Origin of the sequence: Streptomyces sp. NBC_01352 (assembly GCF_036237295.1) — a bacterium.
In the GTDB taxonomy this organism is placed as follows: domain Bacteria; phylum Actinomycetota; class Actinomycetes; order Streptomycetales; family Streptomycetaceae; genus Streptomyces; species Streptomyces plumbiresistens.
This window is the reverse complement of sequence record NZ_CP108354.1, coordinates 4123575-4141486: the sequence shown is the minus strand read 5'-3', so window position 1 is coordinate 4141486 and position 17912 is coordinate 4123575. Positions and strand designations below refer to the sequence as shown.

General features: G+C 69.0%; 14 protein-coding genes. 9 read left to right on the top strand and 5 right to left on the bottom strand.

Annotated features, from left to right (window positions below; all coding sequences use genetic code 11):
- Window positions 1-966, top strand: a complete 966-nt coding sequence (locus tag OG252_RS19155) for a class I SAM-dependent methyltransferase (RefSeq protein ID WP_329337444.1) — start codon at window positions 1-3, stop codon at window positions 964-966.
- A gap of 73 nt (window positions 967-1039) precedes the next feature.
- Window positions 1040-1354, top strand: coding sequence for a hypothetical protein (locus OG252_RS19150; RefSeq protein WP_329337442.1), 315 nt, complete (start codon window positions 1040-1042; stop codon window positions 1352-1354).
- On the opposite strand, the gene OG252_RS19145 is transcribed toward OG252_RS19150, so the two are convergent.
- From OG252_RS19145 to OG252_RS19130, 4 genes are read right to left on the bottom strand one after another with little or no spacing between them, the layout of a single operon-like run.
- Window positions 1335-2105, bottom strand: a complete 771-nt coding sequence (locus OG252_RS19145) for a succinate dehydrogenase/fumarate reductase iron-sulfur subunit (RefSeq protein ID WP_266434206.1) — start codon at window positions 2103-2105, stop codon at window positions 1335-1337. The genes OG252_RS19150 and OG252_RS19145 overlap by 20 nt on opposite strands.
- Window positions 2102-4036, bottom strand: a complete 1935-nt coding sequence (locus tag OG252_RS19140) for a fumarate reductase/succinate dehydrogenase flavoprotein subunit (RefSeq protein ID WP_266434205.1) — start codon at window positions 4034-4036, stop codon at window positions 2102-2104. The genes OG252_RS19145 and OG252_RS19140 overlap by 4 nt, the downstream gene beginning before the upstream one ends.
- Before the next feature lie 19 nt (window positions 4037-4055).
- On the bottom strand, window positions 4056-4895 hold the full coding sequence (locus OG252_RS19135; RefSeq protein WP_266434203.1) for a hypothetical protein: 840 nt from the start codon (window positions 4893-4895) through the stop codon (window positions 4056-4058).
- Window positions 4896-4913: 18 nt separating this feature from the next.
- The gene (locus OG252_RS19130) at window positions 4914-5204 is read right to left on the bottom strand and encodes a hypothetical protein (RefSeq protein ID WP_266434201.1); all 291 of its coding nucleotides are present in this window, start codon (window positions 5202-5204) and stop codon (window positions 4914-4916) included.
- A gap of 285 nt (window positions 5205-5489) precedes the next feature.
- Between OG252_RS19130 and OG252_RS19125 the strand changes: the two genes are divergently transcribed.
- From OG252_RS19125 to OG252_RS19095, 7 genes are all read left to right on the top strand, one after another.
- A complete protein-coding gene (locus tag OG252_RS19125) occupies window positions 5490-7634 on the top strand; it encodes an ABC transporter family substrate-binding protein (protein ID WP_329337439.1) in 2145 nt (714 codons plus the stop codon).
- Between the two features lie 139 nt (window positions 7635-7773).
- A complete protein-coding gene (typA, locus tag OG252_RS19120; protein ID WP_266434197.1) occupies window positions 7774-9681 on the top strand; it encodes a translational GTPase TypA in 1908 nt (635 codons plus the stop codon).
- Window positions 9682-10346: 665 nt separating this feature from the next.
- Complete coding sequence (locus OG252_RS19115) at window positions 10347-11381, top strand: ABC transporter permease (protein ID WP_266434196.1); 1035 nt, start codon at window positions 10347-10349, stop codon at window positions 11379-11381.
- 99 nt (window positions 11382-11480) lie between these two features.
- Window positions 11481-13289 carry an ABC transporter substrate-binding protein gene (locus OG252_RS19110; protein WP_266434194.1) on the top strand — a complete coding sequence of 603 codons (1809 nt, stop codon included), beginning with the start codon at window positions 11481-11483 and terminating at the stop codon, window positions 13287-13289.
- Between the two features lie 87 nt (window positions 13290-13376).
- Window positions 13377-14357 (top strand): ABC transporter permease, encoded by a 981-nt coding sequence (locus OG252_RS19105; RefSeq protein WP_266434191.1) that lies wholly within the window; start codon window positions 13377-13379, stop codon window positions 14355-14357.
- 10 nt (window positions 14358-14367) lie between these two features.
- Entirely contained in the window at window positions 14368-15429 is a 1062-nt protein-coding gene (locus tag OG252_RS19100) for an ABC transporter ATP-binding protein (RefSeq protein ID WP_266434189.1), read from the top strand.
- 80 nt (window positions 15430-15509) lie between these two features.
- On the top strand, window positions 15510-16622 hold the full coding sequence (locus OG252_RS19095) for an ABC transporter ATP-binding protein (RefSeq protein WP_266434187.1): 1113 nt from the start codon (window positions 15510-15512) through the stop codon (window positions 16620-16622).
- Between the two features lie 511 nt (window positions 16623-17133).
- Here OG252_RS19095 and OG252_RS19090 read toward each other — a convergent pair.
- Window positions 17134-17889 carry a class I SAM-dependent methyltransferase gene (locus tag OG252_RS19090; RefSeq protein WP_266434185.1) on the bottom strand — a complete coding sequence of 252 codons (756 nt, stop codon included), beginning with the start codon at window positions 17887-17889 and terminating at the stop codon, window positions 17134-17136.
- Window positions 17890-17912: the final 23 nt, after the last annotated feature.

The window sequence follows — 17912 nt, the reverse complement described above, 5'->3', positions numbered from 1 at the left end:
ATGCGAGCGCTACTCACCAGCAAGGCTGCCCGGCGTGCCCTGCGGCCGATCGTCGAACTCATCGACCAGCGCATCGAGCGCCAGGTCCGCCGTGCCGTCACGAACACCGTCGGGAAACCCGCCGGGAACACCGTGGCGAGCACCACCGGCACCCCCGCACCGGACGCGTTGCAGGAGGAACTGAAGAAGCTGCGCAGCCGCCAGCGACCCCTGGAACTGTTCTTCGACGGGACCGGGCGCGGGGCGTCCCGGCTGCCGTCCGGGCCCCACCTCAACCGCACGATCGCGGAGCTGGCGCAGGTGACCGGGGACAAGGAGGGCGCCGAGCGCAATGTCGCCCAGGCCTTCCGGCTGCTCATCGCGATGGAGGCGCTGGGGGTCGGGCGGATCGCCGGCGGCACCATGAACATCGTCGGCAAGCTGTCCGCCGTACCGCTGCTGGACCCGCCGAACGACGAGGTCCTGGAGATCGGCACCCTGTACGGCATGTTCGGCGCGGCGCTGATCCGGATGATGGAGCGGGCGGGGCGTGACCCGAAGCTGACGATCGTCGACCCGCTCGCGGGGTCGCAGTTGCAGCCCGGCACCACCATGGGGGACGACGCCTCGGGCACCCCCGTGCAGGGGGCCGCGGTGCGGATCAACCTGGCCCTGGCGGGCGCGGCCGGGACCGCGGCCCGGATCCAGCAGGGCTTCTCCGAGGACCCCGAGGTGCGCGCCCTGGTCTCCGACCGCTCCTACGGCGTGGTCATCGTCGACGGCGACCACTCCGCCGCCGGTGTGGCGGCGGACCTGGAGTGGGCCGAGCAGATCGTCGCCCCCGGCGGCATCGTCGTCCTTGACGACTTCGGGCACCCCAAGTGGCCCGGCATCAAGGAGGCCTTCGAGAAGCACATGGCCACCGAGACCCGGTTCACCTTCCTCGGCCAGGTCGCGCACTCGGGCTATCTGCGGGCAGAGGCCTGAGGCGGTCGTTCGTCCGGGACGGCGCGGCAGGCGAGCCTGGTGCGGCCACGGCCCCCGTGGGACGATGATCGTCATGCACATGTACCTGGTGGTCGCGGGCACGCTGGTCGTGGTGCTGACGGCGGGGTTCGGTATCGCGGGCATCACGACCGGCTGGGTACTGCCGCTGGGCCGGCACCGGATCCTGCGGCCGAAGCTGTGGGGGTACGGTCAGCTGGTGGGCGCGGTCGGCGCGTCCCTGTGGATGTTCCTCGGCGTGTTCCCCGCCAGGCTCGACGCGCTCGCGCTCATCGGCTGGTTCGTGTTCATGGGAGGCATCGGCATACAGATGCTGGCCCAGCGCCCCGGCCGTGCCCCCGTGCCGCCCGCTACGAGCTCCGCCTCCTGATCTTCGACCCCAGCCATACCAGCGGGTCGTACTTGCGGTCGACGGCCCGTTCCTTCAAGGGGATCAGCGCGTTGTCCGTGATCTTGATGCCCTCGGGGCAGACCTCCGTGCAGCACTTGGTGATGTTGCAGTAGCCGAGGCCGTGCTCGTCCTGGGCCGTCCGCTTCCGGTCGAGCCCGGCCTCCGCCGCCGCGTCCAGCGGGTGCATGTCCAGTTCCGCGACCCGCATCAGGAAGCGCGGGCCCGCGAAGGCCGTCTTGTTCTCCTCGTGGTCGCGGACCACATGGCAGGTGTCCTGGCACAGGAAGCACTCGATGCACTTGCGGAACTCCTGCGACCGGTCCACGTCCTCCTGCATCATGCGGTACTCGCCGGCGGCGAGCTTCTCCGGCGGCACGAAGGCCGGGACCTCGCGCGCCTTCGTGTAGTTGAAGCCGACGTCCGTGACGAGATCCCGTACGACCGGGAAGGCGCGCAGCGGAGTGACGGTGATCGTCTCCTCGGGGGTGAACACCGACATGCGGGTCATGCACAGCAGCCGGGGACGCCCGTTGATCTCCGCCGAGCACGAACCGCACTTGCCCGCCTTGCAGTTCCAGCGCACGGCGAGGTCGGGGGCCTGGGTCGCCTGGATGCGGTGGATGATGTCGAGGACGACCTCGCCCTCGTTCACCTCGACCTTGAAGTCCTCGAGCCCGCCACCCTGCACGTCACCCCGCCACACCTTGAACTGGGCCGTGTAGCCGCTCATTCGTACAGCTCCTCTTCGGCGAGGTACTTGACCAGCTCCTCCTTGTCGAAGAGGGCGAGCAGGTCGGGGCGGATGGGGTCGGTGGACTCACGGGAGAGGTCGATCTGGCCGCGCACCGGGTCGGTGGCCGCCAGGCCCTCGGTGGGATCGGTGAGCCGGCACAGGAGGTTGACGGGGCGCCACTTGCGGTCCATCGCCGGATGGTCCTCGCGGGTGTGCCCGCCGCGCGACTCCGTGCGCTCCAGCGCGGCCCGCGCCACGCACTCGCTGACCAGGAGCATGTTCCTGAGGTCCAGGGCGAGATGCCAGCCCGGGTTGAACTGGCGGTGGCCCTCGACACCGGCCCGGCGGGCCCGTACGCGCAGCTCGGCCAGCTTCTCCAGGGCCTGCCGCATCTCCGCCTCGCGGCGGATGATGCCGACGAGGTCGTTCATGGTCTGCTGGAGTTCCTGGTGGAGGGTGTACGGGTTCTCCGGCGGCCCCCCGGCAGGCTCCAGGCCCTCCGCGGAGAACGGCCGCAGGGCCTCCGCCGCCGCCGTGTCGACCTGGGTGTCGTCCACGGGCGGGCGGTGAGGCCCGAGCCCGGTCGCGTAGTCCGCCGCGTGCCAGCCCGCTCGCCGGCCGAACACCAGCAGGTCGGACAGGGAGTTGCCGCCGAGGCGGTTGGAGCCGTGCATGCCGCCCGCGACCTCACCGGCCGCGAACAGGCCCGGCACCCCGCGCGCGGCCGCCGTGTCCGACTCGACGGCGATGCCGCCCATCACGTAGTGACAGGTGGGCCCGACCTCCATCGGCTCCGCCGTGATGTCGACGTCGGCGAGCTCCTTGAACTGGTGGTACATGGACGGCAGCCGGCGCCGAATGACCTCGGCGGGCATCCGCGTCGACACGTCGAGGAAGACGCCGCCGTGCGGGGAGCCGCGGCCCGCCTTCACCTCGGAGTTGATCGCGCGGGCCACCTCGTCACGGGGGAGCAGTTCCGGCGGGCGGCGGTTGTGGTCCGGGTCCTCGTACCAGCGGTCGCCCTCGTCCTCGGACTGGGCGTATTTCTCCTTGAAGACGTCCGGGATGTAGTCGAACATGAACCGCTTGCCCTCGGAGTTGCGCAGCACGCCCCCGTCGCCGCGCACCGACTCCGTGACGAGGATGCCCTTCACCGACGGCGGCCAGACCATGCCCGTCGGGTGGAACTGCACGAACTCCATGTTCAACAGGGGAGCCCCGGCCAGCAGGGCCAGCGCGTGGCCGTCGCCCGTGTACTCCCACGAGTTCGACGTCACCTTGAAGGACTTGCCGATGCCGCCGGTCGCGATCACCACGGCGGGCGCTTCGAGGACGAAGAAGCGGCCGGTCTCCCGGTCGTAGGCGAAGACGCCGGACACCCGCGAGCCGTCCTTGAGGATCCGGGTGACCGTGCACTCCTGGTACACCTTCAGGCGCGACTCGTAGTCGCCGGTCTCCCGGTGGTCCTCCTGCTGGAGCGCGACGATCTTCTGCTGGAGCGTGCGGATCAGCTCGAGCCCCGTACGGTCGCCGACATGCGCCAGGCGCGGGTACTCGTGACCGCCGAAGTTGCGCTGCGAGATGCGACCGTCCTTCGTACGGTCGAAGAGGGCGCCCCAGGTCTCCAGCTCCCACACCCGCTGCGGGGCCTCCTGCGCGTGCAGTTCGGCCATCCGCCACTGGTTGAGGAACTTCCCGCCGCGCATGGTGTCGCGGAAGTGGACCTGCCAGTTGTCGCCGGAGTTGACGTTGCCCATCGCCGCCGCGATGCCGCCCTCGGCCATCACCGTGTGCGCCTTGCCGAACAGCGACTTGCAGATCACGGCCGTACGGGCACCGCGCTCGCGTGCCTCGATGGCGGCGCGCAGCCCGGCACCGCCGGCGCCGACCACGACGACGTCCCACTGCTGCCGGTCCACAACGGACATCAGAAGCACCCTTTGTCTGCTAGAAGATGGTCGGATCATCGAAAGCGCCGGACGCGACCAGGTACACGTAGAAGTCGGCGAGCGCCACGCTCACCAACGACGCCCAGGCGAGCAGCATGTGCCGGGCGTTGAGCTTCCCGACCCACTGCCACATCCGGTAGCGCACGGGGTGCCTGGAGAAGTGCTTGAGCTTGCCGCCGACGATGTGCCGGCAGGAGTGGCAGGAGATCGTGTACGCCCAGATCAGCACGATGTTGACCAGGAAGACCAGGGTGCCGAGGCCCATGTGGCCCCACTCGTAGTGCTCGTCGCGGAAGGCGAGCACGGTGTCGTAGGTCAGGATCCCGGCGACGACGATCGCGGCGTAGAAGAAGTACCGGTGGATGTTCTGCAGCACCAGCGGGAAGCGCGTCTCACCGGTGTACTTCTTGTGCGGCTCGGCCACCGCGCAGGCCGGCGGGGACGCCCAGAAGCCCCGGTAGTAGGCCTTGCGGTAGTAGTAGCAGGTCAGGCGGAAGCCGAGCGGGAAGATCAGGATGATGATCGCGGGGGAGATGCCCCACCAGCCGCCGAAGAGGTCCCAGTTGGGACCGGCGCGCATCGCGTCGCAGTTCTCCGCCAGACACGGCGAGTAGAACGGCGAGACGTACGGCGCCGCGTAGTAGTCGGCGTTCGCGAACGCCCGCCAGGTCGAGTACACGATGAACGCGAGCAGACCGGCGGCCGTGACGGCGGGCGCCAGCCACCAGCGGTCGGTGCGCAGGTGCGGGGCGTCGATCGCGGCGCGCGTACGGGTGCGTACGCCGCCGCTCGGGGGATGGGGGTCTTCGGTGGCTGGGGGTTCCGTACCAGTGGCCAATTCATGACTCCGGTCGGGTCAGGGGGCGTGCCGGTCCCGGGCGCCGAGTCCCTCGTCGTCCGAGTCGATCCACAGTGAGTCGTCGTACGGGGTGTCGGGGATGGTGACGAGGTCGGGGCGCCTGGGCGCGGCCGGTGCGGAGGCCGCCGCGCGCAGCAGCGCGACGCTCTCGCGCAGGTGGTCGGCGTCGGCGCGGACGCGGCGCATGTCGAGCCCGCCGCTGCCGAGCTGCTGCTCCAGACGTCCGACCGACCGGGTCAGATCGTCCAGGCAGCGCTGGACCGATGTCAGTTCGTCGTGCACGGACATGACGTGACCTCACTTCCGTGGGCGGTGGTGCCCTGGGCGGCAACGTTCATGCGCCTGCGAGTGTTGCGCGTCACACCGGTCGGTGGGAAGGGACGTGCACCGATTGGCCGAGGCGTATGGGTGCACTCCGTGGTGCGTTGCGCCGCACGGGTGACCTTCTCGGCCGTGCTCGCCGTGTCGCCGTCCGTTGCCGAACCCTTTCCTCTTCAGTGGCCGCATACATGTGATCAGCTCCATATACCGCCAAAAGTGATCATAACGCCCGCGGCTCCCGGAGGTAAGCAGATGTCCCACGACGGCGTCGGACTGCGCTCTGTCATGCGCTCGGTCTCCTTCCTCACCGCGGGTGCGCTCGCGGTGTCCGTTCTTGCCGGATGCAGCTCCGAGGACCAGGCGGGCAAGCCGCTCGCCGGACAGGACGTCGCGCCCGCCGCCCGGGCCCGGGTCGCCGACGGCGGCACCCTGCGCTGGGCCGTGGACGCCGTACCGGAGACGCTGAACACGTTCCAGTCGGACGCGGACGCGGCCACCGGCCGGATCGCGCAGGCCGTCCTGCCGTCGATGTACCGGCTGAACGAGAACGGGCGGCCGGAGCGCAACCCGGACTACCTGGAGTCGGCGAAGGTCGTCGAGACCGAGCCGAAGCAGGTCGTGCTGTACAAGCTGAACCAGCAGGCCGTGTGGAGCGACGGCCGGGAGATCGGCGCCGCCGACTTCGCCGCCCAGTGGCGGGCCCTGTCCGGCAAGGACACCGCGTACTGGACCGCGCGCAACGCCGGGTACGACCGCATCGAGAAGGTCGAGCGCGGGGCGAACGACCTGGAGGTGCGGGTGACCTTCGGGCGGCCGTACACGGACTGGCGGTCGCTGTTCTCGCCGCTGTACCCGAAGGACGTCATGGGCACGCCGGACGCCTTCAACGACGGGGCCAGGAGAAAGCTCAAGGTCACCGCCGGCCCCTTCGCCCTGAAGAAGGTCGACCGCAAGGACGACGAGGTCACCCTCGCCCGCAGTCCGCGCTGGTGGGGGCAGCCCGCCAAGCTCTCCGAGATCGTGCTGCGGGCCGTACCGCGCGACAAGCGGGCCGCCGCGCTGGCCGCCGGGACCATCGACCTCGCCGAGCTCGACCCCGAGTCCGCCGGACGCGTCAGCCTCGCCGCGCGCGCCGCGGGCAAGGGCACGAGCACACCCCTCCAGGGCCCGGCCGGCCGCAAAGCGGCCGCCAAGGACGAGAGCCGGCAGGAGGCCCTCCCCGGCTTCGAGCTCCGCAAGTCGCTGGAGCCCGCCTACACCCAGCTCGCCCTCAACGGCGCCGACGGCCCGCTCGCCGACGAGCGTGTCCGCCGGGCCGTCGCCCGGGCCCTGGACCGGGAGGCGCTCGCGAAGGCCGTCCTCAAGCCGCTCGGGCTGCCCGCCGAGCCGGTCGGCAGCCACCTCGCGCTGTCCGGGCAGGCCCACTACGCCGACAACAGCGGCGCCCTCGGCGGGCAGGACACCGCGGAGGCGCGGGCGCTGCTCGCCGACGCAGGGTGGGTGCCCGGCGGGCCGGTCAAGGAGCAGAAGAAGGGCGAGAAGGCGGCCGGCGCCGAGGGGGAGGAGAAGGCCGGGACGTCCGAGGAGGCCGAGAACGGGTCGGCGGCGGACGAGGACGGGACGTACATCGTCGGCGAGGACGACAAGGCGCCCCACGAGGCCGACCGGGAGAAGAAACACCCGCAGAGCCGGACGGAGAAGGGCGAGGAACTCGGCAAGCACCTCGCCCAGGACGGCAGGCAGTACGCGAACCAGCTGAACCAGGGCGGCGCGCCCGGCGCCTACGCCCCCCTGGGCACCGCCGCCCCGGCGGGCGCCGCGGCCGGGGCGCTCGCCAAGGACGGCAAGCCGCTCACCCTCCGCTTCGTGCTCCCCTCGGGGCCGGGCTCGCAGACGCTCCGCACGGTCGCCGACCGGATCAGCAGCATGCTGCGCAAGGTCGGCATCAGCACCGAGATCTCCAAGGTCGCCGACGAGAGCTACTTCAAGGACCACATCGCGTCCGGCCAGTACGACCTCGCCCTCTACTCCTGGCCCACGTCCGCCTTCCCCGCGACCGACGCCCGCCCGATCTTCGTCAAGCCGGTGCCGGCGGCCGACGGCTCCCTGAACGTCGAGCAGAACTACACCCGCGTCGGAACCGACCAGGTCGACCAGCTCTTCGAGCAGGCCATCGCCACCCTCGACGAGAGCGAGAGCCGCGGCCTGCTGCGCAAGGCGGATTCCCGGATCTGGGCGGCGGCCGGATCCATCCCCCTCTACCAGCGCCCCCAGCTCACGGCCGCACGGAAGAACCTGGTCAACGCCGGTTCCTTCGGCTTCCAGACCCCGGTGTACGAGGACATGGGCTTCCTGAAGAAGGGCGCGAATCCGGCCCCGGGCCCTTCGCGGAAGTGATCCGCGTGGCCCTGTGGAGGCCGTCTCTGCCAGGGCCACGTACCATGGGGTGAGGCCGTGGCGTGTCCAGCCCGGCAGGGTCCCGCGTAACACAGATGTACGCGCAGGCCTTCCTCACACTCCGGGAGATCGCCGCAATATGGCCACGCGCCACGACATCCGTAACGTCGCCATCGTCGCCCACGTCGACCACGGCAAGACGACCCTCGTCGACGCCATGCTCAAGCAGGCCGGGGCCTTTGCCGCGCACGCTGCCGAATCGCTCGACGACCGCATGATGGACTCCAACGACCTGGAACGTGAGAAGGGCATCACGATCCTGGCCAAGAACACGGCCGTCAAGTACCACCCCAAGGATGGCAGCGATGTCATCACCATCAACATCATCGACACCCCCGGCCACGCCGACTTCGGCGGCGAGGTCGAGCGCGGACTGTCGATGGTCGACGCGGTGGTGCTGCTGGTCGACGCCTCCGAGGGCCCGCTCCCGCAGACCCGCTTCGTGCTGCGCAAGGCGCTGCAGGCCCGCCTGCCCGTCATCCTGTGCATCAACAAGACGGACCGCCCCGACTCGCGCATCGACGAGGTCGTGAACGAGGCCTACGACCTCTTCCTCGACCTCGACGCCGACGAGGAGCAGATCGAGTTCCCGATCGTCTACGCCTGTGCGCGGGACGGCGTGGCCTCGCTGACCAAGCCGGAGGACGGCACCGTCCCCACGGACAGCGACAGCCTGGAGCCGTTCTTCTCCACGATCCTGTCGCACGTCCCGGCCCCGCAGTACGACGAGGAGGCCCCGCTCCAGGCGCACGTCACCAACCTGGACGCGGACAACTTCCTCGGCCGTATCGCGCTGCTCCGCGTCGAGCAGGGCGAGCTGCGCAAGGGCCAGACGGTCACGTGGATCAAGCGTGACGGCACGATGTCCAACGTCCGCATCACCGAGCTGCTGATGACCGAGGCGCTCACCCGCAAGCCGGCCGAGAAGGCGGGCCCGGGTGACATCTGCGCCGTGGCCGGTATCCCGGAGATCATGATCGGCGAGACCCTCGCCGACCCCGAGAACCCGATCGCGCTGCCGCTGATCACGGTGGACGAGCCGGCCATCTCGATGACCATCGGCACCAACACCTCGCCGCTGGTCGGCCGCGGCGGCACCGGCAAGGGCGCGGAGAACAAGGCCGCGGTCAAGGACCGCAAGGTCACCGCCCGCCAGGTCAAGGACCGCCTGGACCGCGAGCTGGTCGGTAACGTCAGCCTCCGGGTCCTGGACACCGAGCGTCCCGACGCCTGGGAGGTCCAGGGCCGCGGTGAGCTCGCGCTCGCCATCCTGGTCGAGCAGATGCGCCGCGAGGGCTTCGAGCTGACCATCGGCAAGCCGCAGGTCGTCACCAAGCTCGTCGACGGCAAGGTCTACGAGCCGGTCGAGCGCATGACGATCGACGTCCCCGAGGAGCACATGGGCGCGGTCACGCAGCTCATGGGCGTCCGCAAGGGCCGGATGGACAACATGTCGAACCACGGCTCCGGCTGGGTCCGCATGGAGTTCGTGGTCCCGTCGCGCGGCCTCATCGGCTTCCGTACGGAGTTCCTGACCGGCACGCGCGGCACCGGCATCGCCCACTCCATCCACGAGGGCCACGAGCCGTGGTTCGGCACGCTGACGACCCGTAACAACGGTTCGCTGGTCGCCGACCGCGCCGGCGCCGTCACCGCGTTCGCGATGACGAACCTCCAGGAGCGTGGCGTGCTGTTCACCGACCCCGGCACCGAGGTGTACGAGGGCATGATCGTCGGCGAGAACTCGCGCTCCGACGACATGGACGTGAACATCACCAAGGAGAAGAAGCTCACCAACATGCGGTCGTCCTCGGCCGACTCCTTCGAGGCGATCGTCCCGCCGCGCAAGCTGTCGCTCGAGCAGTCGCTGGAGTTCTGCCGCGACGACGAGTGTGTCGAGGTCACCCCGGAGGCCGTTCGCATCCGCAAGGTGAACCTGGACGCCCGCGAGCGCGCCCGCTCCGCGAGCCGCGCCAAGCACGGCTGACGCACAGCCGACGCACAGCCTGAGACCCGGTTGCCCCCATCGTGGGGGCGGCCGGGTTTTTTGCAACCGGTTTTGGCCGCATCCGGAGGGACCCCGTGTCCGGATTGCGGTGATCCTCGCCCGGTACCCATGTAACACGTCCGTTTCGCACCCATCTCGCGCCGAACGGTTTGTCCAAGTTTTGGAAGATGTACGCGTCAGCTGTGACTGAATCGAGATTTAAAGACGGTGGTCGGTACTTGGCGCATGGCAGATAGTTAGCCGCGTAACGCTCGGGTCAATGGGTCTCGCGCCGTGGGGACGGCGCCGACTCACGAGCACCAGGGGGTGCCTGACCCTCCGTCAGGGGTGTCGGAGGTCAGACATGTGCCCCCTCCTGTTGGTGAACACGTGGAGTCATGAGGAGGAGTCCCATGCGCGGTGTCACAAGCACCAGGTGGGTCACAGCGTCATCCGTAGCCGTCGAGTGCCCGCCACTGTACGGCGATTGCCACTGAGCGCAGGTGGCCGGCGGCTCAGCACGCCCTGGCGCCTACGCGCGTCCGGCTGCGCCTTTCCCGCCTGCTTCGCGGTGTCCTGACGCTTCTTCATGACCCGGTCCGCGACCGCGCACGTCTGTGCCGGTCGCCGGCTCGGCACACCCACATCTGTGAAATGGGCGAACTGTGACAAGTCCTATCGACATCGAGGGCGGCGGTACATCCGTCGTCGTCGACGGCGAACCGGAGCCGAAGAAGAAACCCGAGGAGCAGCAGCTGGTCGGCCGCTCACCCGGCCAGCTGATGTGGATCCGCTTCCGGCGGGACCGCGCCGGCGTGCTCTCGGCCTGTGTCGTGATCTTCTTCTTCGTGATCGGCCTCGCGGCTCCGCTGATCTCCAAGCTGTACGGCAAGAATCCGTACACGGTGTACGCGGACGAACGTCCTGAGCTCTTCGACAGCGCGGGTGTGCCCCTGCAGCCCAACGGCGGCATCAGCGGCGAGTTCTGGTTCGGCCTGGAGCCGGGCAACGGCTACGACGTCTTCACCAAGCTGCTCTACGGCATCCGCAACTCCCTGATGATCTCCCTGGCGGTGACGGTCGCCACCGTCCTCACCGGCATCCTGCTCGGCGTCGCCGCGGGCTACCTCGGCGGCAGGCCCGACTTCTGGATCAGCCGGCTGATCGACTTCCTGCTGGCCTTCCCGGCGCAGCTGTTCTTCATCGCGAGCATGCCGGTCGTGGTGTCGCTCTTCGTGAGCCCGCGCGACGAGACGCCGGTGTACGTCCGGGTGGTCGCCCTCATCGCGGTGCAGTGGGTGCTGGGCTGGATGAGTCTGGCCCGTATCCTGCGCGGCACCACACTGGCCCTGCGAGAACGGGAGTTCATCGAGGCGGCCAAGGTGAGCGGGGCGCCGCCCGGCCGGATCATCCGCAAGGAGATCCTGCCCAACGTGGTCACGCCGATCCTGGTGCAGTCGACCTACATGCTCCCCAACTTCGTGACCGCCGAGGCCGGTCTGTCCTTCCTCGGCGTGGGAATCGTCGAACCGACGCCGGACTGGGGACAGATGTTCTCCAAGGCGTCCACCGAACTTGTGATGCAGAACGACATCACCTACATGTTCTTCCCGGGCATCTCGATGATCATCTTCATCGTGGCGTTCAACCTGCTCGGGGACTCGGTCAGGGACGCTTTCGACCCCAAGTCGGAGCGCTGACCGCGAGATCGTGGGCATCCCGCCCGACGCGTACCGGATGGCACTTGTACCGGTCGGCATTTCATTGGCACTGGTGACACAAGATGGGTGGATTCTGTGATGGGTAAGGGTGGACGCCCCGCGTACGCCGCACTGTCACTGCTCGCGGCGGGGGCTCTCGTGCTCACCGGCTGCAGCGAAGGTGGCAGCAAGGGCAGCAGCAACGACAAGGAGAACGAGGAGAACGCCGCGCGGCAGCAGGACGGCATCGACTTCGGCGATGCCAAGGCCTCGACCGGTCCTGCGGCCGAGATCGCCGGTGCCAAGGCGGGCGGCACAGTAACGGTTCTCCAGCGCGACAGCTTCGCGCACCTCGACCCGGGACAGATCTACGTCTCGGACGAGATGGCGCTCTCGCAGCTGATCCACCGTGGTCTGACGTCCTACAAGGCCACCAGCGACGACGGCAAGGAGCACGAGGTCGTCGGAGACCTGGCCACCGACAGCGGCAAGACCACCGACGGCGGCAAGACCTGGACGTACACGCTGAAGGACGGGATCAAGTGGGCCGACGGCTCCGCGATCACCGCCGCTGACGTACGGCACACCTTCGAGCGGCTCTTCGCGCCGTTCGTCTCCAACGGCCCGACGTTCATTCAGCAGTGGATGGCCGACACCCCGGGCACGGAGTACCGCAAGCTCCTCCCGGACGGCCCGTACAAGGGCAAGCACCTGCCGGACTCCGTCCTGTCGACGCCCGACGACAAGACCATCGTCTTCACGTTCAAGAAGGCGAAGCCCGACCTGCCGTACGCCCTGGCCATGGCGGGCTACTCGATGGTGCCGGAGAAGAAGGACACCAAGGAGAAGTACGACAAGGCCCCGGTGGCGGCGGGCCCGTACAAGATCCAGGAGTTCAAGTCCGGCAAGTCGATGACGCTGGTCAAGAACACCAACTGGGACCCGAAGACCGACGCGGTCCGCCACCAGTACGTCGACCAGTTCAACTTCGAGTTCAACAAGCAGTACGAGGACTCGACCAAGGCCATCCTGGACGACAGCGGCGCGAACGCCACCGCGATCAGCTTCAGCAACCAGGTCGACGCGGGCAACCTGTCGAAGGTCCTCGCCGACTCGGCGCTGAAGCCCCGTACGGTCTCCGGCTACCAGCCGTACGTCGGGCAGATGAACATCAACCTGTCGCAGCCCGAGATGCAGGACAAGGCGGTCCGTGAGGCCATCGCCTACGCCCTGCCGATCACCCCGTTCGTGCGGGCCTTCGGCGGCAACGACGCGATGGAGGTCGCGGGCGGTCTGATCAGCCCGACCGTCTCCGGCTACGACGCGTCCTTTGACCCGTTCGGCAAGAAGAAGAAGCCCGCCGGTGACCCGGCCAAGGCCAAGGAACTGCTGGAGAAGGCCGGCAAGACGGGCCTGAAGCTGACCTTCGGCTACATCAACACCCCTGAGGGCCAGCAGTACTCCACCGCCATGGCGGCGGGCCTGGAGAAGGCCGGCTTCGACGTCCAGCGCCAGGAGATCCCGGCCGAGACGTACTACGACCAGGTCAGCAAGGTCAAGAACAACTACGACATCTTCCACACCGCGTGGGGTGCCGACTGGCCGAGCGCGTCGACCGTGATCCCGCCGCTGTACGACGGCCGCCAGATCCAGGACGGTGCCTCCAACTACTCGCACATCAACGACGAGAAGGTCAACGCGGACATCGACCGGGTCATGGCCATCACCGACCCCGTCAAGGCCGCGGAGGAGTGGAACAAGATCAACGAGTACATCGTGAAGGATGTCGTCTCCAACATCCCGACGGCGTACTACAAGCAGACCCAGATCGCCGGGTCCAAGATCGGCGGCCTTGTGTACGACGACGTCATCGGCGGCGTCGACCCGCGCAGGCTGTTCGTGAAGTAACGCCCGTCCAAGCGGCGTCAGGTGCGTCCCGTCCCGTGACGGGGCGCACCTCGCCGCAGGCTTCCGACGCCCGAAAGCTGCCCTGAGATGCTGCGCTTCCTCTTCCGCCGGATCCTCGGCTCACTCGTGATCCTGGTCCTGCTGACCGTGGTCGCCTTCCTGCTCTTCTTCGGCATGCCCCGTGATCCGGCGCTGCTGATGTGCGGCAAGACGTGCACCCCCGACGCCCTGGCGAACATCCACCAGACCCTCGGGCTCGACAAGTCGATTCCGGAGCAGTTCTGGATCTTCCTGCAGGGGCTCGTCATGGGCCGCGACAACTTCCCGCAGGGGCCCTGCCCCGCCCCGTGCTTCGGCTACTCGTACCACACCAACGAGGCGGTCTGGTCGACCCTGATCGACAGGCTGCCGCTGACGCTGTCGCTGGCCTTCGGCGCCACCGTCCTGTTCCTGCTCGTCGGGCTCGGCACCGGCCTGCTGGCCGCATGGAAGCGCGGCACCCTCATCGACAAGTCGTTCACCGCGGGCTCCATGGTGATCAGTTCGATGCAGATCTACTTCCTGGGCCCGCTGGCGCTGGCGCTCCTGGTGTACCAGGCGCACCTCTTCGACGAGCCCAAGTACACCAGCATCACCGACAATCCGGCCGCCTGGTTCACCGGGCTGCTGATCCCCTGGGCCGTCCTGTCGACGATCTTCGCCGCGCAGTACACGCGCATGGCGCGCTCCGCGATGATCGAGCAGCTCCAGGAGGAACACGTCCGCACGGCCCGCGCCAAGGGCATGAGCGGTCGCTATGTCTTCTTCCGCTACGCCTGGCGGGGCTCCCTCATCCCCATCATCACCATCCTCGGCATCGACCTCAGCTCGCTGCTCGGCGGCGCGATCATCACCGAGTACACCTTCGGACTGCCCGGGCTCGGGCGGCTCGCGGTGGACTCGGTGCAGTTCAGCGATCTGCCGCTGCTGCTCGGCGTGATGCTGTTCTCCGCTGCCGTGATCCTGCTGTGCAACATCATCGTCGACGCCTGCTACGCCCTCATCGACCCGCGCGTGCGGCTGTCCTAGGAGCACTGTCGTGACCACTCTGACCAAGGAAGCCGCATCCCCGGACCCGGCGGACGCGGGCGCCTTCCTGTCGGTGCGGGACCTGCACGTGAGGTTCAGGACCGAGGACGGCATCGTCAAGGCCGTGGACGGACTCTCCTTCGACCTGCACCGCGGCAGGACGCTGGGCATCGTCGGGGAGTCGGGTTCCGGCAAGTCCGTCACCAACCTGACCATCCTGGGGCTGCACAACCCGAAGTTCACCACCGTCGAGGGCGAGATCCTCCTGGAGGGACAGGAGCTGACCACCGCCCGGGAGTCCGAGCTGGAGAAGCTGCGCGGCAACAAGGTCGCCATGATCTTCCAGGACCCGCTCACGGCTCTGTCGCCGTACTACACGGTGGGCCGGCAGATCGCCGAGCCCTTCATGAAGCACACAGGCGCCTCCAAGAAGGCGGCCTGGGAACGCACGGTGGAGATGCTCGGCAAGGTCGGCATCCCCAACCCGAAGGAGCGGGCGAAGGACTATCCGCACCAGTTCTCCGGCGGTATGCGCCAGCGCGCGATGATCGCGATGGCGCTGGTCTGCGACCCCGACCTGCTGATCGCCGACGAACCGACCACCGCCCTGGACGTGACGGTCCAGGCGCAGATCCTGGACCTGCTGAAGGACCTCCAGAGCGAGTTCGGCACGGCGATCGTCTTCATCACGCACGACCTCGGGGTCATCGCCGACATGGCCGACGACATCATGGTGATGTACGCGGGCGGCGCGGTCGAACGCGGCACGGTGAACGAGGTGCTGCGCTCGCCCCAGCACCCTTACACCTGGGGGCTGTTGAACTCGATGCCCCGTCTGAACTCCGACCTCGACGCCCCGCTCGCGCCGATCCCCGGCGCCCCGCCGTCGCTGCTGACGCCTCCGTCCGGCTGCCGTTTCCATCCCCGCTGCACCTTCCAGGACCGGGTCGGCGGCACGCGCTGCGTGGACGAACGCCCGCTGCTGGGCCCGGACCGCGACTCGGCCTGCCACCTCACGGCGGAACAGAAGCGGACCATCTTCATCGAAGAGATCAAACCCCGCATGGGGTAGGACGACATCGTCGTGACGGACATGGTCGTGCCGGACACGGCCGTGGCAGACACGGTCGTGACGGACATGAAAGAGGAGTCATGAAAGAGGATCTCGTCCTCCCCGCCCCGCGCGAGGCCGCCACCGGCGGCGCCGGGGAGCCGCTGCTCGTGGTGGAGGGGCTCACCAAGCACTTCCCGGTCAAGGGCGGCTTCCCGATCCGGCGGACCGTCGGCGCCGTACAGGCCGTCGACGGCATCGACCTGACCGTGAACGTCGGCGAGAGCTTCGGCCTGGTCGGCGAGTCGGGCTGCGGCAAGTCGACGACCGGACGCCTGATCACCCGGCTCCTGGAGCCGACGGCCGGCACGATCTCGTACCGCGGCCAGGACATCAGCCATGCCGGCCGCAAGCAGCTGGCGCCGATCAGGTCCGAGATCCAGATGATCTTCCAGGACCCCTACTCCTCGCTGAACCCGCGGCAGACCGTCGGCAAGATCATCTCCGGTCCGATGGAGATCAACGGGATCGAGCCGGACGGCGGCCGGGAGAAGCGCGTCCGCGAACTCCTGGAGATCGTGGGCCTCAACCCCGAGCATTACAACCGCTTCCCGCACGAGTTCTCCGGCGGCCAGCGGCAACGCATTGGGGTGGCACGGGCGTTGGCCCTGGAGCCGAAGCTGATCGTGGCCGACGAGCCGGTGTCCGCGCTGGACGTGTCGATCCAGGCGCAGGTGGTGAACCTGCTCAAGAAGGTCCAGCAGGAACTCGGCATCGCGTTCCTGTTCATCGCCCACGACCTGGCGGTGGTACGGCACTTCTCGCACCGCGTGGCGGTGATGTACCTCGGCAAGATCATCGAGGTCGGCGACCGCAACTCCATCTACACCCGCCCCCGGCACCCCTACACCCACGCCCTGCTGTCCGCCGTACCCGAGGTGGACCTCACGGACGCCGGGGCCGGCCGGCGCGAGCGCATCCGCCTGGCCGGCGACGTCCCCTCGCCCATCGCCCCGCCCTCCGGCTGCCGCTTCCGCACCCGGTGCTGGAAGGCACAGGACAAGTGCGCGACCGAGGAACCGCCCCTGATCCAGATCTCCGGCAACACCGGCGGCCACCTGACGGCCTGCCACTTCCCGGAGGACCCGACGATCGAGGGCCGCGAGGAGGACATCGTCCTGGACCCGGCGCTGGCGGCGCTGGAGGAGGACTAGGGCCGTCCGGCGGTCATGCCGCAGGCGTGGGACCGCAGCGGCATCAGCCGCTCGGCGGCGGGCGCCGCTGTGCGGCGTTGTCGTCGGTTGCCGATTCTCCGACGCTTGACTTCGCTCGCGCGGGGGCCCATCTCATCGACGCCCTCGTCCGCCGGACAGACCCCAGGGCCGCCCGGCGGCGTGCCGCAGGCGTGGGTCGCGGTGGCATCGGCCGGTCCGTGGCGGGTGCCGATTTGAGGTGTGGTCGTCGGTTGCCGATTCTCCGACGCTTGACTTCGCTCGCGCGGGGGCCCATCTCATCGACGCCCTCCTCCGCCGGACAGACCCCAGGGCCGCCCGGCGGCATGCCGCCGGCGTGGGTCGCGGTGGCATCGGCCGGTCCGTGGCGGGTGCCGATCTGAGGTGTGGTCGTCGGTTGCCGGTTCGCCCACTCTCGACTTCGCTCGCGCGCGGCGACTCCCATCGACCCCGCTGACCTGCGTCGATGAGGCGCCGCCGATTTCCTGCGACCTCATCCGCCGGACAGGCACCGGGCGGGTCGCGCCACGGTGATGATCTCGGGGCTGGCGGGGGTGCACGGCCCCCGCCCCCAGTCGCCGTACTGCTCGACGACGGTGAGGCCCGCCTCGGCGAGGAAGCGGGACAGAGTGTCGGTGTCGAGGAACCGCAGGGTGGTCCTGCTGATCGCGGTCCGCTGCCAGGGGCCGCCCTCGAACGTCTCGGTGAACGTCACCCGGTCGCCGAGGACGGGCTGGTCGACCTCGTGCCACACGCGTACGGGGGCGCCGTCCGGTCCGGTGATCTCGTACACGCGCTCCGGAGTCCATCGCTCCCAGGCGCGGGCGGCGGGGTTCCGTGTCTCGAACACGAACCGTCCGCCGTCGGCGAGCGCGGCCCGTACGGCACGCAGCGCGAGCCGCATCTCTTCGTCGCTGACGAGCACCTGGAACGCGTGCCCGGTCATCACGACGAGATCGAACTCCCCGTGCCACTCCCGGGTCAGCAGATCCCCGAGCACCCACTCCACCCCCGGTGCGCTCCGCCGCGCCAGCACGAGCATGGCGGCCGCCGGATCGAGCCCCACCAGCCGCCCCCGGTGCCCCGCCTCCCGGGCCCGTCTGAGCAGCCGTCCGGTGCCGCATCCGACGTCCAGCACGGACCCGGCGGACATCACGAACCCGAGACAGAAGGCGTCCCCCGCTTGCCACGGATTGAGCGTCTCGTACAACGCGGCGAGCTCGGGGTCCCCGAACGACCGATCGACCATCGCGGCAGTCTGCCACAAGGGGG